The sequence below is a fragment of the Paenibacillus sp. sgz302114 genome (genome assembly GCF_056120345.1).
This window is the reverse complement of sequence record NZ_JBVYOI010000003.1, coordinates 197940-220153: the sequence shown is the minus strand read 5'-3', so window position 1 is coordinate 220153 and position 22214 is coordinate 197940. Positions and strand designations below refer to the sequence as shown.

The window sequence follows — 22214 nt, the reverse complement described above, 5'->3', positions numbered from 1 at the left end:
AAAGTAAATCATTTTTCATGTTTAGGAGTTGGCACTCGCCATGGCGGTGACGTATAAACTGGAATCGTTCGAAGGCCCGCTCGATCTGCTGCTTCATCTTATTGATAAAGCGGAAATCGACATTCATGAGGTGTCCATCAGCGAAATTACGGATCAATATATGGACTATTTGAATGCGATGCAGGAGCTTGAGCTCGAGGTAACGAGCGAATTCCTCGTCATGGCGGCAACTCTGCTCTCCATTAAGAGCAAGCAGCTGCTGCCGAAGCCGCCGATCATTGATGATGACCAATATGAGGAATGGCCCGATGATGGGCTGGACCCTCGTGATGAGCTCATCGCGAAGCTGGTGGAGTACCGCAAATATAAGCAAATCGCCGAGCAGCTCAGGGAACAGGAATTTGAGCGCAGCCTCGTATACACGAAGGAACCGGAAGATTTGACGCCATTCATGAAAGTCGTGCCTGAGAATCCGGTCAAAGGCTTAAATGTCGGCGATCTCATTGCTGCTTTCCGGAAGGCGCTTCGCAAAGCATCGAGACGAAATGTCATTGCAACCATTCAGCGTGATGAGATTTCGGTTAAAGACCGGATTCGAGATATCATCGATGTGCTGCGCGAATTCGAGACGGTTCGCTTCTCTAAGCTAATCCGAGAGGATATGAGCCGGCATGAGATTGTGGTGACATTCCTGGCGATTCTCGAGCTGATGAAGATGAAGCATATTCGCTGTTTTCAGAACAGCCTGTTTGATGATATTGTCGTGCACTGGAGAGGGGATGCGGCCCTAGATGGACTTCTCGAAACTGAGGTCGATTATTGAGGGACTGCTGTTTATGGCTGGAGATGAGGGGCTTACGACGAAGCAGCTTGCCGAAATTCTTCAGCTGGATGCAGTAATAACGGGAAGTTTGGTCGGTGATCTCACGAAGGAATTGAAGAGCAAGAAACGTGGCGTACAGGTCTCCTTCGTCGCTGGCGCATACCGGCTGACGACGAATCCGGCGCATGCGGCTTATTTTGAACGTATGGCTTATGCGCCGTCACGTTCGAGCTTATCGCAAGCTGCACTGGAGACATTGTCGATTGTCGCTTATCGCCAGCCGATCACGCGAGTTGAAATTGAAGAGATTCGCGGCGTGAAGAGCGACAGGGCGCTTCAATCGCTCGTTAACAAGGATCTAATTGAAGAGGTGGGCCGTGCCGAGCAGATCGGCCGTCCGATTCTGTATGGCACGACCAAGTCCTTCCTCGATTACTTTGGCCTTGCTGGCCTCGATGCACTTCCGGAGCCGTCGTCGATTCCGGATGATTCGCTCGATGAGCAGACCCAATTGCTGTTTGAACGGTTCGAAGGTCGTCAGATGACGATTGAAGAAATGCCGATGCCTGATTTGGATTCGGATTCAGAACTTGATTCCGAATCGCATAAGGAGCAAGAAGATTAAAGAATGAGATTTGTCCGCAAGGTCATACTATATCCGACCTATTAAGGGAAATGGGGGAAGCGCTATGCTTGGCTACCCGTTCGGATGGATGATCGGGACAGGTCTCTTTTTTTTGCTGCTGCTTATTGCTGCGCTTTCGCCAGTTGTCATTCGAGGGCATATGCAGCGGATCGGTACCGATGATGATGCCGAGCTTCGCATTCGTGCGCTGTTTGGGCTTATCCACTATCATTGGCAGCTACCAATCGTCAAGTTTAAGTTAACGAACGTGGAGGTCAAGGAAGAGAAGACGGCAGAGAATGCCGGCGGATCGGAAACCGATGCGCACATGAAGCATATCAACTCTCACACCATTATGCAGTCGATCGACCGGGCACAGCTGCTGCTGAAGCAGACGCAAGATATGTTGGGCTGGGTTCGCAAAACACTTTCCCACGTGAAGCTGACAGAGTGGAAATGGCAGACGACTGTAGGCGTGGATGATGCGATGTGGACGGCAATGTTGACAGGTCTCATCTGGTCAGTGAAGACAACCGCGATCGGTGTGCTGTCACAGTTCATTCGACTGACAGCCGAGCCGAAGGTATCGGTCGATCCCGTTTATCAGCGTGCTTACTTCAAGACAGAAGGCCAATTCACGGCGAAGCTATCGTTTGGGTATGCGATCTTCGCAGCCATCCGTCTTATCTTCAAAATGCGTAAAGCCCAGAATATACCAGGCGGATTCATGGGTCTACAGCGAATCCTCATGCGCAGTTAATTACATAATGAGCATTGTGCAAGGGAACGCTATATTCGGCAAGGTGCAGATTAACGCTTCGATCAAGGAGGACGAAACTTACGATGACTGACCATCCAATTCAAGGCTTAATGCAAACCGCAATGGAAAATATTAAGGAAATGGTCGATGTCAACACGATTGTCGGCGACCCTGTCCAAACCCCTGACGGCAGCGTCATAATGCCAATAAGCAAAGTTGGCTTCGGGTTCGTAGCAGGCGGCAGCGATATTCGCTTCGACGAGCATAGTTCGAAGGGGGATGCCCATAACGCAGATGTGCAGCTGCCATTTGGCGGCGGTAGCGGCGGAGGCGTCTCCATTACGCCGATTGCTTTTCTCGTTGTAGGCAGTCAAGGTGTCCGGATTGTACCGCTTGATAACCAGACCCATCTTATGGAAAAAGTTATTGATTCCGCGCCACAGGTGTTCGAGAAAATTCAAACCATGTTCAAGAAAAATTCGTCAACGAGCGATAGTGGATTGGAATCCGTTCTCATCGAAAGTATGGATGGCCATTAAAGGAGAAAGGAACCGTCCCATGTGGGCGGTTTCTTTTTTTTATCACTCCCTATTTAAGCCTTTGGACAGGTTGGGATAATTTCATGTCCCATTCATATACTGTACAAGGATGTTTGTTTTTTGATCGCGCATTTGGAGACTAGGAGGAACTGTATGAGGCTTACCCGCTTAACAATCGGTCTATTTCGCGTGTTTGCTGCCAGCTGCATCTTCTTCTCGGGCTTGCCTTCAGCGAATACTCATATGGCTTCGGCAGCTGAAGGACCGAATCGAACAGTGACGACACATGCGAGAGGAGCTGCGCTTATTGATGTTGAATCTGGACGGATTCTGTTCAGCCATAATGGGGACAAGCCGATGCTCATCGCGAGTTTGACAAAGATCATGACGGCGATCGTCGCGATTGAACATGGCAATCTGAACGATATGGTACAGACGAGCATTCGCGCGGCGGGCAAAGAAGGCTCCTCGATTTATTTGCAGCGTGGGGAGAAGATGACCCTTCACAATATGCTGTATGGGCTGATGCTGAGGTCCGGCAATGATGCTGCTACAGCAATTGCCGAGCATGTCGGCGGCTCTGAGGAAGGGTTCGTGCTCATGATGAACGAGAAGGCGCAGATGCTTGGGCTTGAGAATTCGCAGTTCATGAATCCGAGCGGTCTCGATGCGGAAGGGCATTATTCATCTGCGAACGATCTCGCGAAGCTGACGGCTTATGCGCTGAAGAATCCGATATTCAAGGAGATTGTGAAGACACAGCGCAAAACCGCGCCGAATCCGAACGATCAATGGGACTATCTTTGGAAAAATAAAAATAAAATGCTCACGATGTACGATGGAGCGGACGGTGTCAAAACCGGCTATACGAAAAAGTCGCTTCGCTGCCTTGTCAGTTCGGCAACACGCGATGGTCAGCAGCTTGTCGCGGTTACGTTGAATGATGGCGATGATTGGAACGATCATCAGAAGATGCTCGATTTCGGCTTTGCTAATTATCATCTGAGCGAGGTTGCACATAAAGGGCAGCCGATCAACGGCTATCCGTTCGCGGTCGGGCGCACGCTCGTTTATCCGTTTGCCGAAGGCGAGAAGGAACAGCTTCACTCGAAGATGAACCTCATCAATATGAAGACAACGGCGTATTTGCTAGGTGAGCGAGGAACGATCGACTGGTTCGTCGGTGAAACGAAGATCGGCTCGACACCGGTGTATGATTCACAGAGCCAGCGCATTAAAGCAGCGGATAAGCCATCTTGGGTAATCGGCGGTGATTCGTCTGCGGCGGCATTCGGCACCCTTTCATCCGATACGTTCTGGCATGCATTAAAATCGACCTTGTCGACCTTGTTTGGTGGGAAGGAGGCGGCGGGATGGTAAACTTTATTTGGCTATTCTTCATAGTCGTCAGCTTCGTCTGCGCTATCGTAAATGGCAGAATGGAAGCTTTAACCGAAGCGGCGTTTGAAGGCGCCAAGAGCGGCGTCACGGTCAGCTTTGGCCTCATCAGCGTCATGGTGTTCTGGATGGGGCTTATGCGCATCGGCGAAGATGCAGGACTGCTACGCAAGATTGCGGTTATGCTTCAGCCCGTCGTGCGGTTTCTATTCCCAGATGTGCCCAAAGGGCATCCGGCGCTTGGTTACATTATGAGCAACATGAGCGCCAACATATTGGGACTCGGCAATGCCGCAACGCCAATGGGGATTAAAGCGATGCAGGAGCTTCAGAAGCTCAATCCCGATAAAGAAACAGCGTCAGCGGCGATGTGCACGCTGCTGGCGCTCAATACATCAAGTATAACCCTCGTACCAACTACGTTAATTGCCATTCGAATGACCTACAGCTCCGTACACCCCGCCGAAATCGTCGGCACAACACTTGCAGCCACTTTAATTGCAACCGCAGCAGCCATATTCGCGGACCGTTGGTACCGCACACGAGACAAGCGTAAACCGCCAAAGTGGACCGATCATGCCAGCAAGCATCATAGCGATGCGATGCCGCAAGCGCCGCCTGGGGCTGCCGCTTCAGGACAAGGAAAGGGTGAGGCCATTGTATGAATGGATCACGACGATATCAGCCTGGCTGATCCCGTTCATGATAGTTTTCATCCCGCTTTATGCCGCATTCAAAAAAGTGCCGGTCTACGAAACGTTCATCGAAGGGGCCAAGGATGGCTTCGGTACCGCCATCAACATCATTCCGCATCTGGTCGGCATGATGGTAGCAATCAGCATGTTCCGCGCCTCTGGAGCAATGGATATGATGGCGTCGCTCATTCGTCCGCTGTTTGACGGGCTTGGCATCCCAAGCGAAGTGCTGCCGCTCGGTCTGCTTCGTCCGCTAACAGGAGCTGGCTCGCTCGCTTTCACGACTGAGCTGATTAAGACCTATGGACCCGATTCGATGATCGGACGGATTGCCTCGACGATTCAAGGCAGCACGGATACAACGCTGTACGTGTTAACCGTTTATTTCGGCGCAGTCGGCATTCGCAGAAGCAAGTATGCGCTTAAAGTTGGACTATTCTCCGATTTGGTCGGGTTTTTAGCTGCAATCATCGTTTGTCTTATCGTCTTCCAATAATCGTACTTAGAATACAAGCCCAAGTTAGCTGAACGCCGCCTATATAGCGGTATTCGCTTATGAGGGCTGTTTGGCATTCCAACATAAACCATTGTTATGCCAAGCAGCCAGCTTATTTGGAGTACCTGCACTTTCTTTCCTTGTATCATTTAGGGTATGATGGTGGGTGAGGTGAAGATCATTTGGAACGTTTACAGAAGATTTTAGCGCAGGCGGGAGTCGCATCGCGCCGCAAATGTGAGGAATTGATTTTGTCCGGTGTTGTCGAGGTTAATGGAGAACCGGTCACAACGCTCGGCGTGAAGGCTGATCCGGCCGTGGATGTTATTACGGTTAAAGGGCGCCAGATCAAAGGCGAGAGCAAGCTTTATCTAATGCTTCATAAGCCGAAAGGCGTTATTACAAGCGCAAGCGATCCGCAAGGCCGTAAGGTTGTTAAGGATTACTTGCCAGGCATTAAAGAGCGTGTTTATCCGGTCGGACGGCTGGATTACGATACGGAAGGGCTGCTGCTGCTGACGAACGACGGCGAATTCGCCAATTTGCTGACGCATCCAAGCCATCACGTGCCGAAGACGTATTGGGCGACAGTGAAGGGCGTTCCGCACGGTTCCGCTCTGGAGCGGCTGCAGCAAGGCATTCTGCTTGAGGACGGAATGACTGCGCCTGCTGAAGTTGAATATCACGATGTTAACACAGAGAAGAATCAGGCAACGATTACGATTACGATCTATGAAGGACGGAACCGTCAGGTACGCCGGATGTTCGACGCGATCAACCATCCTGTAATTCTGCTGAGAAGAATACGTTTCGGCGATCTCGGCTTGCATGGACTAGCCCGTGGCAAGTTCCGCCATTTAACGCCGAAGGAAGTCCAAGAGCTGCGCGGAGCGGCGACCAAGACACATAAAATTCAAAAATAACAAGCGGCGGCAACCTCAATTGCCGTCCAGTTTTCGTTATAATGAATATAGTCCAAATGAAGTATTTTGCAGCATAAGAACAGGCGGTGAATGACGTTACTTTATGAAATCGAACCGCAGAATGATTCAATTGGTTATTTTTCTCGGCGTCCTGCTGCTCGGAGGTTATGCGATCGGTCACTCGTTGTTTGCAGCGAAGGACGGACAGCTTCCTCGCAAAGGGTCCAAGCCTCCGGAGTTTGCGCTCCTTGGCACGGACGGGAAGACCCATCGGCTGTCGGATTACAAAGGGAAGGCGCTTGTCATCAATTTTTGGGGTACATATTGTCCGGGCTGTGTAACGGAGACGCCGGATTTGGTCGCCCAGTACAAGAAGCATAGCGGGGAACCGCTCGAAGTAGTTGGCATTAATTTAGGTGAAGACAGCATGGCTGTAAACAATTTCGTGAAGCAATACGACATCAATTACACGATTCTGCGCAACGAACGCAACGATGTACAGAGTAAATACGGTTTAAGGTCGTATCCTACTACCTTCTTTGTGAAGCCAGACGGAACGATTATGGATGTTTTCGTCGGTGCAATGGCGGAAAAGGACATGGATGAGCGCATCACGAAGCTGCTGAAGTCCTAGCCGTGAAGGAGGTAGCTACAGGTGTTAGAGTTTGAAAATACGAAATGCGAGTGCGGCCACCAGAATCCGGTAGGCACCGTCTTGTGCGAAAGCTGCGGCTATCCGCTCGAAGCCGGTGAACAGGACAATGATGCGCCGCTTGAAATGCGTTACGACGGCATCGCCCGCCGCTCGCAGAAGTCCAATCCGAATGTGATCGACCGCGTATGGAAGTTCTTCTCGTCGGTTAAAGTCGCGATCCGGCTCATTATCATTACGCTGCTGGCGGCGATGATTGGAACGATTTTTACACAGGAAAATGCCTTCATTTCATTCGATCCCTCTACCTATTATGAGGAACGATATGGCTGGATCGGCAAATGGTATTACAAGCTCGGCTTCTCGAATACGTACGAGTCATGGTGGTTTATCCTTCTGCTTGTCATGATTGGCACTTCGCTCGTTATATGCAGCCTTGATCGGGTGCTGCCACTGTACCGAGCACTCAATAAGCAGCAAATCCGCAAGCATAACACCTTCCTGACCCGCCAGAAGACGGTATACGCAGGTAGGGTAGAAGGTTCGGAAGAAACGTGGACAAGCAGCCTTGGTGAGCAATTGAAGCGCAAGCATTACCGCGTTCACCAAGATGGCAATGCGCTGCTCGCGGAGAAATACCGGTTCAGCCGCTGGGGTCCTTATATTAACCATATCGGCCTCATCGTGTTCCTTCTTGCCGTATTGCTCAGGTCGCTGCCAGGCTGGGCGATGGATAACTACGTGACGGTGCCGGAAGGCTCGACCGTCCAGATCCCCGACACGAAGTACTATATTAAGAACGAGAAATTCACGATCGTCTATTATACGGATGCGGAGCTTCCTAAGGAGCTCAAAGGTACTGCCCGTGCCAAGCTCTATGAGACGAGAGCAGTGCTGTATACGTGCAGCACCGATTGCGACGATCCGTCGAAGCAGCCGCAGCTGACAGAAGTTAAGCAGCACGATATCGTCGTGAATGACCCGCTTTCTTATAAGGGATTGAAAGCTTATCAGTTCGGATTCGACGATACGCCTAAGCTTGCGGCGGTCAATCCGGTGCTGATCGATCATAAAACAGGCAAGACGTATGGTCCGTTCAATCTGGAGATGAAGGATCCGAAGCTTGCGTACAGCCTCGGACCTTATACGCTTGAACTGAAGCAAACGTATATGGACTTTGCGCTTGATGCGGAAGGCAAGCCGACGACGAAGTCTCGCGAGCCGAATGCGCCTGCGTTCGTATTCGTTCTGAAGGGACCGGACCTCGCTCCTAGCGGCGAGCCGTATATGTATTTTCCGAAGCAGAACGATAAAGTCCGCTTCAGCCAGGATATGATTAACGGTGATCTTGCCAAGCGGTTTGAGATCAAGGTGCCGGCTATGACTGGCGTAGAGTTTGCTCCTGTAGAGACGTCGCTGAATATCCGCACAGATCGCGCAATGCCATACATCTGGTTCGGCGCCGGGATTTCGATGTTCGGCCTGCTCATCGGCTCTTACTGGCATCACCGCAGAATATGGCTTCGTATCGATGACGGACAAGTGACGCTTGGCGCACATACGAACAAGAATAATTACGGCATGCGTGCCGAGGTCGCTTCCGCGCTACGTGGTATAGGCATCGTCGTAGAGCCGAAGTCGCTCGATAACGGGAGGAACAAATCGTGAGTTTGCTTGATTTCAGCAGCGACGCGTTTATCGTCGCATTCTTTCTATACTGCTTTGGCTTTATGTTATATGGCGTTACGGCGCTCGGGCGCAAGTGGAGCAACCGGAGCCCAGAGGAGCATGTGCGCCGCTGGGGGCGCGTCGCTTACATCGTCTCACTGCTCGGCTTCGCTTCGCATCTGACGTTCTTCTTTACACGTTGGGCGGGCGGAGGTCATATCCCGACCAGTAACATGTACGAGTTCATGACGTTCCTGGGGATGGCGATTATGTTCGCCTTCATCATCGTCAATGCAATTTACCGCAAGCCGCTGCTAGGCTTGTTCACACTGCCGCTTGTCGTCATTATCGTGGCATTCGCAGCGGTGTTCCCGCAAGAAGTGCAGCCGCTCATCCCGGCGCTGCAATCGATCTGGCTGAAGGTTCACGTAACGACAGCCGCAACAGGTGAAGCATTCTTCGCGGTCGGTTTTGCAGCTGGCCTCATGTACTTGCTTCGCACGGTCGACTTCAAGCAAACTAGCGAGAAAGCAAGACGCGAGCAGCGCTGGGTGGAGTTCACGCTGTATGTCATTATCATCATTATCGCGTTTATCAGCTCCGTGTTTGCTTTCCGCGGCGCGGGCTACGAAGCATCATTCACGCAAGAGAATGTAACGATCGATGCGAAAGGCGTTGAGAGCTCCACGACGGAGACAGTCGAGTACTCGCTTCCGCCGATCTTCAAGCCTTACAACAGTCAAGTCGTTGCAGTTGATTCGTTCTTGGGCATGAAAGAACCGCTGTTTGAAACGCCGCACTGGATGAAAGGCGTTAATGCAGCGCGCAAGCTGAACACCATCTCGTGGTCGATCATTAACGGTACGATTCTATACGGTTTACTCCGCCTTGCACTTCGCAAGCGGATTGGAGCTGCGATTAACCCGCTTCTTGGTGATATTGATGCGGACGATATCGACGAAATCAGCTACCGGGCGATCGCGATCGGTTATCCGATCTTTATGCTAGGTGCGTTGATTTTTGCGATGATCTGGGCATATATTGCGTGGTCGCGCTTCTGGGGCTGGGACCCGAAAGAAGTATGGGCGCTCATTACTTGGCTTTATTACACGGCTTACTTGCACTTCCGCCTATCCCGCGGCTGGCACGGCTCCAAGTCGGCTTGGCTTGCCGTTATCGGCTTCGTCGTTGTTATGTTCACGCTGATCGGGGTTAACCTTGTCCTTGTCGGCTTGCACTCCTATGCAGGTGTTTAAGATCGCGATTAAGTTAAGACTTGAGAGGAGACTTGAGGGACATGTCAGAAGAACTTCACCGTATTCTCGTTGTTGATGATGAAGAGCGTATTCGCAGACTGCTTAAGATGTACCTGGAGAAGGAAGGGTACGTCATTGAAGAAGCGGAAGATGGCGAGACTGCGCTTCGCCTTGCAACGGCGAACGATTTTGATCTCATTCTGCTCGACGTCATGCTGCCAGGCATAGACGGGATTGAAGTGTGCTCGAGACTCCGCCAGATTAAGGCTACACCTGTCATTATGTTGACTGCCAAGGGCGAAGAGATGAACAGAGTGCAAGGGTTTGAAGTCGGTGCCGACGATTATGTCGTGAAGCCGTTCAGCCCGCGCGAAGTGATCTATCGGGTAAAAGCGATCCTCCGCCGCTCGTCGGCGACGGCATTCCTGACGAAGGAAGCGATCACGAGCAACAACATTGTGTTCCCGCATCTCATCATCGAGCATGATGCGCATCGCGTTATGGCAGGCGGTCAGGAAGTCAGTCTGACGCCGAAAGAATATGAATTGCTGCACTACCTCGCGATTTCCCCGGACAAGGTGTTCTCGCGTGAAGAGCTGTTGAAAGACGTCTGGAATTACGAGTTTTTCGGTGATCTTCGTACCGTCGACACGCATGTGAAGCGTCTGCGCGAGAAGCTGAACAAAGTTTCTCCGGAAGCGGCGATGATGATTACTACCGTTTGGGGCGTAGGCTATAAGCTAGAGGTGCCGAAGTAAGTGAAGATTTGGCGTAGCGTTGTCGGCAAGCTGTGGATTACGATTATTGTGCTTGTTGCAGTTGTGCTGCTTATTCTAGGCATGTTCCTGCTGCAATATATAGATCTAGCGTTCAAGAAGAATTCGCATGATGTGAAGATGCTGTTCGTGTATACATCCATTATCGGGTTTCTATTATCTACGTTCTTCGCGTTCTTCCTATCGACCAAGATTACGCAGCCCTTGCTGCAAATGAAGAAAGCGGCGGACTTGATCGCACAAGGTGAATACCGGACGCGGGTTCCCATTCGTTCAACGGACGAAATCGGTGAGCTGGCGAATACGTTCAACCATATGGCTTCTGAGCTGGACACGCTCATCCGTGATCTGAATCACGAGAAGGAGCATTTGGCGAGCGTTCATCGCAGTATGGCTGATGCGGTTGTCACCTTCGATGCAGAAGGCCAGGTCATTCTGGCGAATCCGCACGGTCAAGAGCTCATCGAAGCGTGGAACGAGCTGGAGTGGGCGGAAGATTACCGTCCACAAACGCAAGTGCCGGGACCGCTCTTCGAGCTGTTCCGCAAGGTGCTTCGGGAGGGCAAGGATTTAACGGACAAAGTCCACGTACAGAGTGGCGTCTGGTCTGTAGTTATGGCACCGCTCAAGTCGAACGATACCGTTCGCGGCGCAGTAGCCGTTATGCGAAACGTAACGGAGGAGTCGAAGCTCGAGAAGCTCCGCCGTGATTTCGTTGCGAATGTCTCACATGAGATTCGGACGCCGCTCTCTATGCTGCAAGGCTACAGCGAAGCGCTGCTGGACGATATTGCAGGCTCGCCGGAAGAGCGCAAGGAGCTCGCGCAGGTCATATATGAAGAGTCGCTTCGTATGGGACGGCTTGTGAAAGACTTGCTTGATCTTGCCCGCATGGAAGCTGGTCATATCGAGATGAAGCTGGTAGCTACCGATCTGTCTGTGCTCGTGCGGCGTGTGCACCGCAAGTTCCAGGTGCTCGCCAAGGAGCAGGAGATTTCGCTGAGCTATGAGCTGCCTGATGGCCCGCTCATCATTGCGCAAGCGGATGAGGACCGTCTCGAGCAGGTGCTCACGAATTTGCTCGACAATGCGATTCGGCATACAGCTAAGCATGCCGAGATTCATCTAACTGCGAAGCCGGTTACCGTGGACAATAAACCTTTTGTGGAGCTGAAGGTGAGGGACCAAGGAGAAGGCATTCCGAATGAGGACCTGCCATTCATCTTCGAGCGGTTCTACAAAGCGGACAAAGCGCGTACGCGCGGCGCGTCATCTGGAGGGACAGGCCTTGGGCTTGCCATCGTGAAGAACATTATCGAGTCGCACCGAGGCACGATCAAGGCTGAAAGCACGCTCGGAACCGGAACGACATTTACGATCAAGCTGCCAGTGCAATAACCCAAAAAGCCGTTCCTTCGGGAACGGCTTTTTTGTTCAGTAATCACCTGGCATGCGTACGACCATGGATAAGGCGGCTCAGCCTGCCGCATTGGGTTGCTGGAGGCACGAGCCTATTCATGCCGTCGAATATTCGAGCAAGCTGATCGAGAGACCGTGTCAGCTGCTTGAGAGGCTGCTATGGTGAGGCAGCGTGAGATCCGGCGGACGGACGGTGATGGATGGTCGGCTTTCAACAATTATAAAGTCGGTTCTTGTTGAAGGAAGTAGAGAAATCTTGTTGGTCGTGAAACATTTTCATGGATAGTCGCCCGCTCACGATCCCCATAACAAAAGCGCCGCCCAACAGAAGAAGGGCGGCGCTGCTTATTACATTATAGAATTTATATGCTTCGCTTATATGCATTTCTATAATGTCTCCGCGAAACGTTAGCTTTTGCCATAAGGACGGCGTCAGTCGTTTACACTTGTTACAGGAGGTTAATTTCTTTTGCTTTATTCAGATCAGGCAGTTTCACAAGCTCTGCAATAACGTCTTTGGATGCACCTTTGTCAACAGTCAGCACCATAATAGCTGCGCCGCCTACGAGCTCACGACCTACTTGCATCGTTGCAATGTTGACGTTGTTGTTGCCAAGCAGTGTACCAACGTTACCGATGATACCAGGCTTATCGTTGTGCGAGATCAGAATGAGATTGCCTTCTGGCGCAACATCGACTGGGAAACGGTCGATCTGAACGATGCGTGGACCATAGCCAGTAAGCATCGTGCCTGTTACTTGGCGAGTTGCTGTTTTGGAACGAAGCACAACAGTGAGCGAGTTCGTGAAGTCACGCGCTACATGCGACTTTTGAACAACGATATTGACGTGACGTTCTTTTGCCAGATGCATCGAATTCACGACATTGACTTGATCTTTGCCAAGGTGATGAGAGAGCACACCGCGTACGACATAACGCGTGAGCGGCTGCGTGTCGACTTCGGATAGATCGCCTGCGTAGCTCACTGTAATTTCTTCGACTGCGCCTTCGATCAATTGAGCGACGAAGCTTCCGAGCTTCTCGCCAAGACCGAAGTAAGGCTGCAGCTTGTTCAGAACATCAGCCGGGATAGGAGGCATGTTCACTGCGTTCATGAACGGCTGCTCGCGCAAAATGTTAAGTACTTGCTCGGAAACGTCAATCGCAACGTTTTCTTGCGCTTCAACTGTCGATGCGCCAAGATGCGGAGTTACGATGATCTTCGGATGCTTCAGGAACGGATGGTCCGCTGCTGGTGGTTCAACCTCGAATACGTCGAACGCAGCGCCTGCAACGATGCCTTGATCCACAGCTTCTACAAGCGCATGCTCATCAATGATGCCGCCGCGTGCGCAGTTTACGATGCGCATACCCTTCTTCATCACTTCGAATTGCGGACGCGAGATCATGTGGCGCGTTTCCGGCGTAAGCGGTGTATGAACCGTCATGAAATCTGCGTTACGAACGATGTCGTCAACGCTGGATAGGCGGATGCCCATTTTCTCAGCGCGCTCTTCCGTTAAGAATGGGTCATAGCCCCAAATGACCATGCCGAATGCTTTCGCACGTTTTGCGACCTCGCTGCCGATGCGGCCCATGCCGAGAACACCGAGGATTTTGCCGCGAAGCTCAACGCCTACAAATGACTTACGGTCCCATTCGCCGCCTACCGTCTTGTGGTAAGCTTGCGGAATGTGGCGGGCTACCGACATCATCATCGCGAACGTGTGCTCACAAGTTGTAATCGTGTTGCCGTCTGGTGCGTTAATAACGATAATTCCGCGCTGAGTAGCTGCTTCCAAGTCGATATTGTCTACGCCGACGCCTGCACGTCCGATCACTTTGAGCGCTTTGCCGGCTTCCATAATACGGGCTGTAACCCGTGTTTGGCTGCGCACGAGAAGTGCGTCATATTCACCGATAATTGCAACTAGCTCATCTTCACTTAATCCAGGCTTTTTGTCGACAATGACATCATCTGCATCCATAAGCTTCTGAATGCCTAAATCGCTGATTGGATCTGATACCAATACTTTAAACATGTTGGATTTGCCTCCTAAAGCGTTTGTATGATAGATGTATAGTGGAAGTGAAAGACCCTCTCCTGAAAGCTATTGCACAAACGCAGCAGCTTAGGTGAGGGTCAATTCACACGATCACACGTCAAGCTAATGTTGTACCGGATTAATGTCGAGACAAGGCTGCATAATTGTTTACTATTTTATAGCAAGAAGAACTATAAAAGCAATGACTAAAACTTGCTCAATTGTGAAAATTTCGTTATGATCGACGCAACTAATTAGGAGGGGGAAGTGAACGTGGAGCAGTGGAGCAATATGAAACCAGAGTCTTTCATGGAGCTGGTCAAGAGCGGGAAGCTGGCCGATGAGCAGATCATCGATGTGCGGGAGCAGGAAGAGTGGAACTATTATCACCTCGATCAGAGTACGCTTATGCCGTTATCCTCCTTCGAGGAAAGCGCGGAGCAGATTAGCATGGAGAAGCCAGTCTACATTATTTGCGCGCATGGCGTACGCAGTGCCGCGGTCTGCCGTTACTTAAGCGAAAGAGGATACGGCAACCTCACCAACGTTGTTGGCGGAATGGCTGCCGTATCCTCTCTGGAAGGCTTTCAGTACGACTAAGTTATTTCTCTGGGAAGAAGAATGGCAGCTGCGGGACTAATTGCTTGGCATACAGTTCCGCTTTGCTATCTGCAAAGTCTCCTTGACGAACAGCGTCCGTACGGATAAGCAAGTCGACGACCGATGCGACTGTCCGCTTATTCATAGTAGCAGCTTGGCCCGAGCCGATGAATTGATCGACGCGTGCGGTGAGATCTTGTGGGTAGTATGGCGCAAGCAGCTTACGCGAGTTCAGCTCATCGGCCATTAATTTATTCTTGATCGTCAGCGGTAGTGCGCTCCAGCCTTTGAGGCTGATGGACGAAGTAGCGCTAAAGCTGTTTGGGATGTTCGGGTCTACCGAAGCGCCCCACTTCTGCATTGCGGAGTAGTAATTCTGTTGGCCGCTTAATGCGAATTTGACGCCGTCTATATAATATGGATCTTTCTTGAGCGTTTTAAGTAACGCGCCGGCTTCCATATCCATGGAAGACCCGGCAGCGCGCTGAGCATTCTCGCTGAACATCTTGAGGCTCTTCAACAGATCAAGCTGCGCCGATTGAAGCAGTGATGCACTATTCGGAACGCTTGCTTGCTCCGCTTCTTTGTATTTCTGATTCGCTATGCTTGCAAGCTCCTTCAGAGCAGAGCTGATATCGCTGATTTGCGAGGTGGATAGCTTATGCATCGTGTCGAACCATTCAGATTGAAATTCACGATAAGGTAAAAATACAGTATGATAGAATGATACGAGGTCCTGCTGCTGATAGCTGCCGATCTTGGCGCTTTTGCTGGATAAGCTCTTTGCGCTCTCAACGAACTTTGCTTCCGTCTTGTCTGATCCAACCTGTACACCATAGAAGAAGGCGCCAACAGCGACAATGAGCATGAATAGGAACCCGAGGCTAAAGAACATTTCGGTACGTGTTAGTCGTTTCTCCATTATGAATCCCCTTTGTCCTATTAATAAATATATATGTATAATGAGGTTGATAGACTTCCCGCAAATCTAGCACGAACGTCATGTTTCGGATGTCCTAAACAAGTATAGGATAAAAGATTTGAAAAGGAAATATCAACCTTCCATGCCAGGAGCTGAACATGAAGAAATTCGACATTCGAAATATAAAGCTGAAAACAATAAGCATAGACCAACTGGATGATCGAATGCTGCTTATTAATTTATACGCCACACAGGCGATTACTTTAGTTATCGGTTTTATCTGGCTATTATTTCAGCATCGCAATCCATTCTTTTTATTCTCCAAGGCTAGCCAGTTGGACTACCTTTACTGGGGAGTCGGATTAGCCGCTGCTGTCATCGTCGTGGATCTGCTTGTTGCGAGGTTTGTTCCAGAGGAAGCAAACGATGACGGAGGCGTGAATGAGCGAATATTCGGCAATCGGCCTGTATGGCATATCGCTGTAATATCACTCATTGTCGCGATATGCGAAGAAACGCTTTTCCGTGGAGCCGTGCAGTATCATATCGGGCCCTATTGGACGAGCATAATCTTCGCAACAATCCATGTCCGCTATCTTCGCCACTGGATTCCAACTGGCCTTGTGTTCGCGATTAGCTACGCGCTTGGCTGGATCTATATTAAGACCGGTACCTTATGGGCGCCAATAACAGCGCACTTCTTGATTGATTTGATAATGGGTCTGGTTATACGTTTTCGGAGGGCATAAATGAGCAGAGTAGAGAAATTTGGCAGACGAAATGCTGTTCCAGATCAAGCAAGAAGCAATAATAAGATGACATCGAAACAACGTACAGGTAATGAACAAGAGAACAAGGAGCTTTCTTCGCGCAGAGAGGCCCACCCATCCAATAAACAGCAAATGACGAAATGGTTCTTCCGTTTCGTAATTGCTCTGTTTGTGCTGCTAATGATTGGATTGCTATTGTGGGGGCGACAATACTCTTAGTGACTTTGCGGTTCTCTCTCTACTAATAGAAAGGAGAGCTAACGATTGTGATATTTCTGCTTGCAGCCGCAGCGGTTGTTATAGTTGGATTGTTTTGCTATGCCTTATTCGTCATTTTGTCCTATCAGTATCGTTTGGATGAACAGAGCGCTGTGCTGGAGCGGCTTCCGGCATCGTTCGATGGTACAAACCTCTTATTTATCTCGGATATTCACCGCCGCATCATTCCTGAGAAAATGATAGAGAAGTGTATTGCAGCCGGAGGAGCAGATTTGGTGCTGATCGGTGGCGATCTTAGGGAACGGAATGTACCGCTCGAGCGCACCCGCAGCAACATTCAGAAGCTGGCACGTATCGCGCCGATCTACCTCGTCTATGGCAATCATGACTTTGATGAAGATATGAGAGCTTTGGAAGTGATGCTCGCAGAGGAACGTGTCCGCGTGCTTGTGAACGAATCGGTCGTGCTGGAGCAGCGGGATGGAAGGCGAGTCCGGCTCGTCGGTGTTGATGATCCGCGCACAAGGCGGGATCGGCTGTCGCTTGCGCTAAGGGAGCCGGAGGATGGCGGCGAGTTGTGCACCATTGTGCTTGCGCATGCGCCGATTCTGGCAACGAGGCTGCCTGATGATGCAGCTGTAGATCTCATCCTGGCAGGCCATACACATGGCGGGCAGATTGCACTTCCATTCATCGGGCCTGTCCTGCGTAGGAAGAGCGACTCGCAGTACGTGCGGGGCTGGTTTGAGCTTGCGGGCAAGCGAACAACCGGGCCAAAGCTGACCCGGTTGTTCGTAAGCTGCGGATTCGGCACCTCTGGCTTGCCGATCCGGTTTATGACCCCGCCGGAGCTGCATCGCATTACTTTGCGGTCTGCGCGGCAGGGGGAGAATTAAGCTCAAGATCGATCGTATCCGGATCGATGAATCCATAACCTTTCTCTTCGAGCTTCGTAAGCAGTGTATCCAATGCTTCTGTTGTCCAAGGCAGCTCATGCATGAGAATGTTGACGCCCGGATGAAGCTGCTCGAGCACGTTCGCAATGACTTTGTCCGGCTTATCCTTCGTGCTTGCGTCCCAGTCGAGCGAGCCGTCCGACCAAGTCATATAGAGCATCCCGTGGCCCCGAACGACGCTCTTCACGAAAGCATTGCCATTGCCGAACGGAGGGCGGAAGAAGACGGGTTCCTTTCCGGTGACATCCTTCACAATTTGCTGTACATCGCCGATCTGCTTCTTCACTGAAGCTTCCGTTTCTTTCTTTAAGTCGATATGATCCCAAGAATGGTTGCCGATCGTCTGCCCACGATCGGCTATTTTTTTGAGCAGCTCCGGATGTGCCTTTACTCGGTACCCGTTTACGAAGAAGATGGCCTTCGCTTTATGCTTATCTAATGTATCCAGCAGGGCAGTGACCGTTTTGTCAGCTTTGGGCCCATCATCAAACGTAAGAAGGACGACTTTGTTCGTGGTCGTCGTCTTATCGATGGGTACGAAGCTGTATACTTTGTTCATTCGGTATAGCTTCTTCGGTGCTACCGCTATCGGCGGATTGTCGGCTTGGTTCGAATCGGCAGGGGCTGTATTCGTCGTCCCTTGATTCGCATTATTGCCGGTCTGGCCATTGTCCGCAGGCTCCTGATTTGTTTCTGATTTCGTATTCGTATTCGCGTTCGCGTTCGTGTTTGTTGATCCAGAACCGGTCGATGCCTCATTCGTTTGATTGTTTACAGCTGTCTTCGTATTGCTGCCCGAGGATCCGCAGCCAGTCAAGGCTAGAAACATCACCATTGTAGCGATACTGATCTGGTATGCACGTCGTTTCGGCATATAAGTAAACCTCCTGTTGCCCATGGCTGCATTCGCTTCCAAAACAATGCCCTCATTGTATCATATTTCGATTTTGTCACGAACTTTACTACTTCCTTTATTTGTGCTGGGATGAACGAATCTGCCTAGGGCAATCTATACGCGAGCCTTACAGCAGCATAGCATAAGGAGGTTTGACGAGTGAGATTGACCGGATTTGTTATTGGAGGTCTTGCTGGTATGGCGGCCGCGGCTTATGTGGCGAGAAAGCGTCCCGGTATGTTCGCATGGGCGAGCAGCGCTGCAGGTCAAGCATTTAATGGAGTGACGCGCGGAGTGACACGTAAGGCAATGGGTGCTATGGTGAGCCGGCAATTTGCGCACGAGGCGTCGCATGCAGTCCCAAAGCATACAGGCGCCTCCGCAGGCGGCGGTTCTGGTAGAGATTCATGGAGCCAGATTGAGATGCTGCTAAATAGTGATCCAGGAGTTAAGCAGCAGGTCGATGAAATTAAAGCGGAAGCAGCGAAACCTCATTAAAAAAATCAAAATAAAGTGCTGAAAAGAGAATCGTTTTGCCCTTCAATTGCGTATAAACAATTGACGAGGCAGCGATTCTTTTTTTGTATCCGCGAGTAGTATTCCACCCACAGACATGCTAACATAGTTACATAGCACAATTTAATCACTCAAACAGCTTTTGCTTCATACGCTGTGTATAACAGATACGCGTTCACGTTCAGTGTGCTTTCGAAGACAGTTTTTGCTCCGAGAACGAAGCAGATGCTTTTCGAAGAGGAGGATCCTATCATGAAAATCGAACGGCTCAATCAAGACAAAATACGTATATTCCTGACGTTCGACGACTTGCTGGAGCGGGGGATCCAGAAGGAAGACATGTGGCGCGAAATTCCGAAGGTGCACGAGCTATTCAGTGAAATGATGGATCAAGCCTACAGTGAGCTCGGTTTTGACGCCAACGGCCCACTTGCTGTTGAAGTGTTCGCACTGCCTGCTCAAGGAATGGTCGTTATCGTGACACGCGGCAAAGTGAACGGGAAGAACGAGGATCACACCCAGGAAGATGAGAACGATGAAGACGTATACGAGATGGAAGTAACGCTTGAACAAAGCGACATCGTTCTTTACGCGTTTCGGGACATCGAGGATGTCATCTCCGTAAGTAAGCAGCTGAAGGCTGCCGAACTGATCGAAGATGGACGTCTATACGCCTACAACGGTAAATATATGCTTGCGTTCGAACCTGTTGGATTTGAGCTGCCGCGCTATCATGCGATTATTGCGCTGCTAGCCGAGTACGGAGAGGCGACTTCAATCACGACCGCTGTTCTTGAAGAATACGGTAAAGTGATCGTCCCTGCCAAAGCCGTTCTCGAAATTTGCACTCATTTCTAAAGTAGTCCAATGTCATGAAAGCATCAGAATGCGGTTTTTCCGTACTTCTGATGCTTTTGTTTGTTATGCGTTACGTTCTGCACTCTTGTTTCACCGCATAGCCTGACCTTTTGCCGCTCATATTACAAAGGAAAAGGTGGTGAACATTCCTGTGAATGGAATGGAGAACAGCAATGTATTGACCTCGACGCAAACGGTCATCGAAGACGCGCTTCGGAAGCTTGGGTATGGCGATGATATGATTGCGCTATTGAAAGAGCCGATGCGCTTGATGACGGTTCGGATTCCGGTACGGATGGATGATGGCAAGACGCGGGTATTCGTCGGTTTCCGGGCGCAGCATAACGATGCAGTAGGACCGACCAAAGGCGGCGTCCGGTTCCATCCGGATGTCGATGAGATAGAAGTGAAGGCGCTATCCATCTGGATGAGCATCAAGTGCGGCATAGCCGATCTGCCATATGGCGGCGGCAAAGGCGGCATTATTTGCGATCCGCGCAAAATGTCATTTCGGGAGCTTGAGCGGCTTAGCCGCGGCTACGTCAGAGCGATCAGCCAGATCGTAGGGCCGACGAAGGACATCCCGGCGCCGGATGTGATGACGAACTCGCAAATTATGGCGTGGATGATGGATGAGTACAGCCGGATTCGCGAATTCGATTCGCCAGGCTTTATTACCGGCAAGCCGCTCGTGCTTGGCGGTTCACTGGGGCGTGAAAGCGCAACGGCAAGAGGCGTCGCCATTATGATCGACGAAGCGATGGCGAAGAAAGGCATTCCGCTCGCTGGTTCGCGAATCGTCATACAAGGCTTCGGCAACGCCGGCAGCTACTTGGCGAAATTCATGCATGACGCAGGAGCCAAGGTTATAGGTATTTCCGATGTGAACGGCGCGTTGTATAATGAGCAAGGACTCGATATTGAAGATTTGATGGATCGCCGTGATTCGTTCGGTACCATCACGAATCTATTCAAGAATACGATCACGAACGATGAGCTGCTGACGCTGGATTGCGATGTGCTCGTGCCTGCTGCGATCGAGAACCAAATAACGGCAGACAACGCAGATCGAATTCGTGCTAAGATAATAGTCGAGGCCGCGAACGGCCCAACGACGCTCGAAGCGACACGCACCGTTACAGAACGGGGCATCCTGCTTGTGCCGGATGTGCTTGCAAGTGCAGGCGGCGTTATTGTATCGTACTTCGAGTGGGTACAGAACAATCAAGGCTACTATTGGTCTGAAGCTGAAGTGGATTCCAAGCTGCGCGACATGATGATCCGTGGCTTTAATAGTGTTTATGAGCTGCATATGCTGAAGAAAGTAGATATGCGGCTTGCCGCCTACATGGTAGGCGTGCGCAAAATGGCGGAAGCAGTTCGGCTGCGCGGCTGGGTATAACACATCCTGACGCGCAGCCGCTTGCTGCTATAAGAGCAGGGTGCTACTCGCGCGAGAAGTTTTTACGTCGGAAGGTGATTCGTTTCTATGCTGCTCTTCTCAATCTTAACGGCTGCGGTTGCGCCAGGCATTTCGCTGCTTACGTATTTCTATTTGAAGGATCGGTACGACGCAGAGCCGATTCATATGGTTATTCGGGTATTTCTGCTAGGCGTGCTCATCGTACTACCGATTATGGTGCTTCAGAGAGGGCTCGTGCTGTGGCTTGGCGACAGTCCGTTCCTTTTCTCGTTTGGCATCTCGGCAGGCGTGGAAGAGCTGGTCAAATGGTTTGTGCTGTACCATATTATTTTTAATCATACCGAATTTGATGAGCCTTACGATGGCATCGTATATGCCGTTGCGATCTCGCTAGGCTTCGCGACGGTTGAGAATGTGCTTTATGCGGTGTTCCAGCCGGCAACAGTAGGCTCGCTGATTATTCGTGCGCTGCTGCCAGTGTCGGGGCATGCTTTGTTTGGCGTGACGATGGGCTACTATTTAGGGAAAGCAAAATTCGCGGAGAAGCCGAAGATGCTGCAGTTTCTGATCCTTGCTGCAGCGGTGCCTCTCTTGGAGCACGGCATCTACGACTGGATTATGGGCTCAGGCTCTACGTATTGGGCATGGTTTATCGTCCCGCTTATGGTATATCTATGGATTAAAGGCGTCCGCAAGATGAACCGGGCTAACGCCGGCTCTCCGTTTCGGATGTTGGGGCACGAGGAAGAGATTAAGCTTTAGGATATCCGTCCATAATAAGGGAAAAAGCATTAAAGACCCAGGAGGTATCCATGATTTCGGCTCGTGTCAAAGTAGCGATTCGGTGCAATTTGTGCGGTGAGAAGTTCGTTCTTCGAGGCCGCAGAGAGAAAGACAAGATTGATACCGGCTTCAAACAGTGCTTATGCAATAACATCCATGATTTTGACGTGGAAGAGGTCGCATTATAGCATGTCTTA

Annotated in this window: 25 protein-coding genes; 22 read left to right on the top strand and 3 right to left on the bottom strand. The window is 50.7% G+C overall.

Annotated elements, in window-relative coordinates; translation table 11 throughout:
* The first annotated feature begins 40 nt into the window (after positions 1–40).
* From AC0LWF_RS10200 to AC0LWF_RS10140, 13 genes are all read left to right on the top strand, one after another.
* Positions 41–823, top strand: a complete 783-nt coding sequence (locus AC0LWF_RS10200; RefSeq protein ID WP_474651437.1) for a segregation and condensation protein A — start codon at positions 41–43, stop codon at positions 821–823.
* Positions 792–1448: an SMC-Scp complex subunit ScpB gene (scpB, locus tag AC0LWF_RS10195; protein WP_474651436.1), complete on the top strand. Its 657-nt coding sequence runs from the start codon at positions 792–794 to the stop codon at positions 1446–1448. Before AC0LWF_RS10200 ends, scpB begins: the two co-directional genes overlap by 32 nt.
* Positions 1449–1512: 64 nt before the next feature.
* Positions 1513–2208, top strand: a complete 696-nt coding sequence (locus AC0LWF_RS10190; protein ID WP_474651435.1) for a DUF2953 domain-containing protein — start codon at positions 1513–1515, stop codon at positions 2206–2208.
* 83 nt (positions 2209–2291) lie between these two features.
* Positions 2292–2747 carry a GerW family sporulation protein gene (ytfJ, locus tag AC0LWF_RS10185; RefSeq protein ID WP_474651434.1) on the top strand — a complete coding sequence of 152 codons (456 nt, stop codon included), beginning with the start codon at positions 2292–2294 and terminating at the stop codon, positions 2745–2747.
* Positions 2748–2990: 243 nt separating this feature from the next.
* Complete coding sequence (locus AC0LWF_RS10180; protein ID WP_474651752.1) at positions 2991–4127, top strand: D-alanyl-D-alanine carboxypeptidase family protein; 1137 nt, start codon at positions 2991–2993, stop codon at positions 4125–4127.
* On the top strand, positions 4121–4810 hold the full coding sequence (locus AC0LWF_RS10175; protein WP_474651433.1) for a nucleoside recognition domain-containing protein: 690 nt from the start codon (positions 4121–4123) through the stop codon (positions 4808–4810). Before AC0LWF_RS10180 ends, AC0LWF_RS10175 begins: the two co-directional genes overlap by 7 nt.
* A gap of 37 nt (positions 4811–4847) precedes the next feature.
* A complete protein-coding gene (locus AC0LWF_RS10170) occupies positions 4848–5336 on the top strand; it encodes a spore maturation protein (RefSeq protein ID WP_177182578.1) in 489 nt (162 codons plus the stop codon).
* Between the two features lie 182 nt (positions 5337–5518).
* The gene (locus AC0LWF_RS10165; protein ID WP_474651432.1) at positions 5519–6259 is read left to right on the top strand and encodes a pseudouridine synthase; all 741 of its coding nucleotides are present in this window, start codon (positions 5519–5521) and stop codon (positions 6257–6259) included.
* Positions 6260–6362: 103 nt separating this feature from the next.
* Positions 6363–6893, top strand: coding sequence for a redoxin domain-containing protein (locus AC0LWF_RS10160; RefSeq protein ID WP_474651431.1), 531 nt, complete (start codon positions 6363–6365; stop codon positions 6891–6893).
* Positions 6894–6914: 21 nt separating this feature from the next.
* Positions 6915–8579, top strand: coding sequence for a cytochrome c biogenesis protein ResB (resB, locus tag AC0LWF_RS10155; protein WP_474651430.1), 1665 nt, complete (start codon positions 6915–6917; stop codon positions 8577–8579).
* On the top strand, positions 8576–9835 hold the full coding sequence (gene ccsA, locus AC0LWF_RS10150) for a cytochrome c biogenesis protein CcsA (protein ID WP_474651429.1): 1260 nt from the start codon (positions 8576–8578) through the stop codon (positions 9833–9835). Before resB ends, ccsA begins: the two co-directional genes overlap by 4 nt.
* Before the next feature lie 41 nt (positions 9836–9876).
* Positions 9877–10593 (top strand): response regulator transcription factor, encoded by a 717-nt coding sequence (locus AC0LWF_RS10145; protein WP_474651428.1) that lies wholly within the window; start codon positions 9877–9879, stop codon positions 10591–10593.
* On the top strand, positions 10594–12009 hold the full coding sequence (locus AC0LWF_RS10140) for a HAMP domain-containing sensor histidine kinase (protein ID WP_474651427.1): 1416 nt from the start codon (positions 10594–10596) through the stop codon (positions 12007–12009).
* Between the two features lie 470 nt (positions 12010–12479).
* Here AC0LWF_RS10140 and serA read toward each other — a convergent pair whose 3' ends face one another.
* Entirely contained in the window at positions 12480–14072 is a 1593-nt protein-coding gene (gene serA, locus AC0LWF_RS10135) for a phosphoglycerate dehydrogenase (RefSeq protein WP_474651426.1), read from the bottom strand.
* A gap of 276 nt (positions 14073–14348) precedes the next feature.
* On the opposite strand from serA, the gene AC0LWF_RS10130 reads away from it, so the two are divergent.
* Positions 14349–14675, top strand: a complete 327-nt coding sequence (locus tag AC0LWF_RS10130) for a rhodanese-like domain-containing protein (protein WP_474651425.1) — start codon at positions 14349–14351, stop codon at positions 14673–14675.
* A gap of 1 nt (position 14676) precedes the next feature.
* Here AC0LWF_RS10130 and AC0LWF_RS10125 read toward each other — a convergent pair whose 3' ends face one another.
* Positions 14677–15597 carry a hypothetical protein gene (locus AC0LWF_RS10125; protein WP_474651424.1) on the bottom strand — a complete coding sequence of 307 codons (921 nt, stop codon included), beginning with the start codon at positions 15595–15597 and terminating at the stop codon, positions 14677–14679.
* Positions 15598–15755: 158 nt separating this feature from the next.
* Here AC0LWF_RS10125 and AC0LWF_RS10120 point away from each other — a divergent pair, with 158 nt between their 5' ends.
* The 3 genes from AC0LWF_RS10120 to AC0LWF_RS10110 are packed head-to-tail and all read left to right on the top strand — an operon-like array spanning position 15756 to position 17482.
* Positions 15756–16346: a CPBP family intramembrane glutamic endopeptidase gene (locus AC0LWF_RS10120; protein WP_474651423.1), complete on the top strand. Its 591-nt coding sequence runs from the start codon at positions 15756–15758 to the stop codon at positions 16344–16346.
* Positions 16347–16586 carry a hypothetical protein gene (locus tag AC0LWF_RS10115; protein WP_474651422.1) on the top strand — a complete coding sequence of 80 codons (240 nt, stop codon included), beginning with the start codon at positions 16347–16349 and terminating at the stop codon, positions 16584–16586.
* Positions 16587–16633: 47 nt separating this feature from the next.
* The gene (locus AC0LWF_RS10110; RefSeq protein ID WP_474651421.1) at positions 16634–17482 is read left to right on the top strand and encodes a metallophosphoesterase; all 849 of its coding nucleotides are present in this window, start codon (positions 16634–16636) and stop codon (positions 17480–17482) included.
* Here AC0LWF_RS10110 and AC0LWF_RS10105 read toward each other — a convergent pair.
* Positions 17448–18416: a polysaccharide deacetylase family protein gene (locus AC0LWF_RS10105; RefSeq protein ID WP_474651420.1), complete on the bottom strand. Its 969-nt coding sequence runs from the start codon at positions 18414–18416 to the stop codon at positions 17448–17450. The genes AC0LWF_RS10110 and AC0LWF_RS10105 overlap by 35 nt on opposite strands.
* Before the next feature lie 180 nt (positions 18417–18596).
* On the opposite strand from AC0LWF_RS10105, the gene AC0LWF_RS10100 reads away from it, so the two are divergent.
* From AC0LWF_RS10100 to AC0LWF_RS10080, 5 genes are all read left to right on the top strand, one after another.
* The gene (locus AC0LWF_RS10100) at positions 18597–18935 is read left to right on the top strand and encodes a hypothetical protein (RefSeq protein ID WP_474651419.1); all 339 of its coding nucleotides are present in this window, start codon (positions 18597–18599) and stop codon (positions 18933–18935) included.
* 270 nt (positions 18936–19205) lie between these two features.
* Positions 19206–19811 (top strand): genetic competence negative regulator, encoded by a 606-nt coding sequence (locus tag AC0LWF_RS10095; protein WP_474651418.1) that lies wholly within the window; start codon positions 19206–19208, stop codon positions 19809–19811.
* A 160-nt stretch (positions 19812–19971) separates the two neighbouring features.
* Positions 19972–21213, top strand: a complete 1242-nt coding sequence (locus AC0LWF_RS10090) for a Glu/Leu/Phe/Val family dehydrogenase (RefSeq protein WP_474651751.1) — start codon at positions 19972–19974, stop codon at positions 21211–21213.
* Positions 21214–21300: 87 nt separating this feature from the next.
* The gene (gene prsW / locus AC0LWF_RS10085; RefSeq protein ID WP_474651417.1) at positions 21301–21996 is read left to right on the top strand and encodes a glutamic-type intramembrane protease PrsW; all 696 of its coding nucleotides are present in this window, start codon (positions 21301–21303) and stop codon (positions 21994–21996) included.
* A gap of 50 nt (positions 21997–22046) precedes the next feature.
* A complete protein-coding gene (locus tag AC0LWF_RS10080) occupies positions 22047–22205 on the top strand; it encodes a hypothetical protein (protein WP_177182557.1) in 159 nt (52 codons plus the stop codon).
* The last annotated feature ends 9 nt before the right edge of the window (positions 22206–22214 follow it).

Coding starts and splice junctions, on each gene's coding strand:
- AC0LWF_RS10180 (WP_474651752.1), top strand. CDS start 2,991: ATGGCTTCGGCAGCTGAAGGACCGAATCGAACAGTGACGACACATGCG.
- ytfJ (WP_474651434.1), top strand. CDS start 2,292: ATGACTGACCATCCAATTCAAGGCTTAATGCAAACCGCAATGGAAAAT.
- AC0LWF_RS10190 (WP_474651435.1), top strand. CDS start 1,513: ATGCTTGGCTACCCGTTCGGATGGATGATCGGGACAGGTCTCTTTTTT.
- AC0LWF_RS10145 (WP_474651428.1), top strand. CDS start 9,877: ATGTCAGAAGAACTTCACCGTATTCTCGTTGTTGATGATGAAGAGCGT.
- AC0LWF_RS10175 (WP_474651433.1), top strand. CDS start 4,121: ATGGTAAACTTTATTTGGCTATTCTTCATAGTCGTCAGCTTCGTCTGC.
- AC0LWF_RS10200 (WP_474651437.1), top strand. CDS start 41: ATGGCGGTGACGTATAAACTGGAATCGTTCGAAGGCCCGCTCGATCTG.
- prsW (WP_474651417.1), top strand. CDS start 21,301: ATGCTGCTCTTCTCAATCTTAACGGCTGCGGTTGCGCCAGGCATTTCG.
- AC0LWF_RS10115 (WP_474651422.1), top strand. CDS start 16,347: ATGAGCAGAGTAGAGAAATTTGGCAGACGAAATGCTGTTCCAGATCAA.
- AC0LWF_RS10090 (WP_474651751.1), top strand. CDS start 19,972: ATGGAGAACAGCAATGTATTGACCTCGACGCAAACGGTCATCGAAGAC.
- AC0LWF_RS10125 (WP_474651424.1), bottom strand. CDS start 15,597: ATGGAGAAACGACTAACACGTACCGAAATGTTCTTTAGCCTCGGGTTC.
- AC0LWF_RS10080 (WP_177182557.1), top strand. CDS start 22,047: ATGATTTCGGCTCGTGTCAAAGTAGCGATTCGGTGCAATTTGTGCGGT.
- AC0LWF_RS10120 (WP_474651423.1), top strand. CDS start 15,756: ATGAAGAAATTCGACATTCGAAATATAAAGCTGAAAACAATAAGCATA.
- AC0LWF_RS10160 (WP_474651431.1), top strand. CDS start 6,363: ATGAAATCGAACCGCAGAATGATTCAATTGGTTATTTTTCTCGGCGTC.
- serA (WP_474651426.1), bottom strand. CDS start 14,072: ATGTTTAAAGTATTGGTATCAGATCCAATCAGCGATTTAGGCATTCAG.
- AC0LWF_RS10095 (WP_474651418.1), top strand. CDS start 19,206: ATGAAAATCGAACGGCTCAATCAAGACAAAATACGTATATTCCTGACG.
- AC0LWF_RS10105 (WP_474651420.1), bottom strand. CDS start 18,416: ATGCCGAAACGACGTGCATACCAGATCAGTATCGCTACAATGGTGATG.
- scpB (WP_474651436.1), top strand. CDS start 792: ATGGACTTCTCGAAACTGAGGTCGATTATTGAGGGACTGCTGTTTATG.
- AC0LWF_RS10170 (WP_177182578.1), top strand. CDS start 4,848: ATGATAGTTTTCATCCCGCTTTATGCCGCATTCAAAAAAGTGCCGGTC.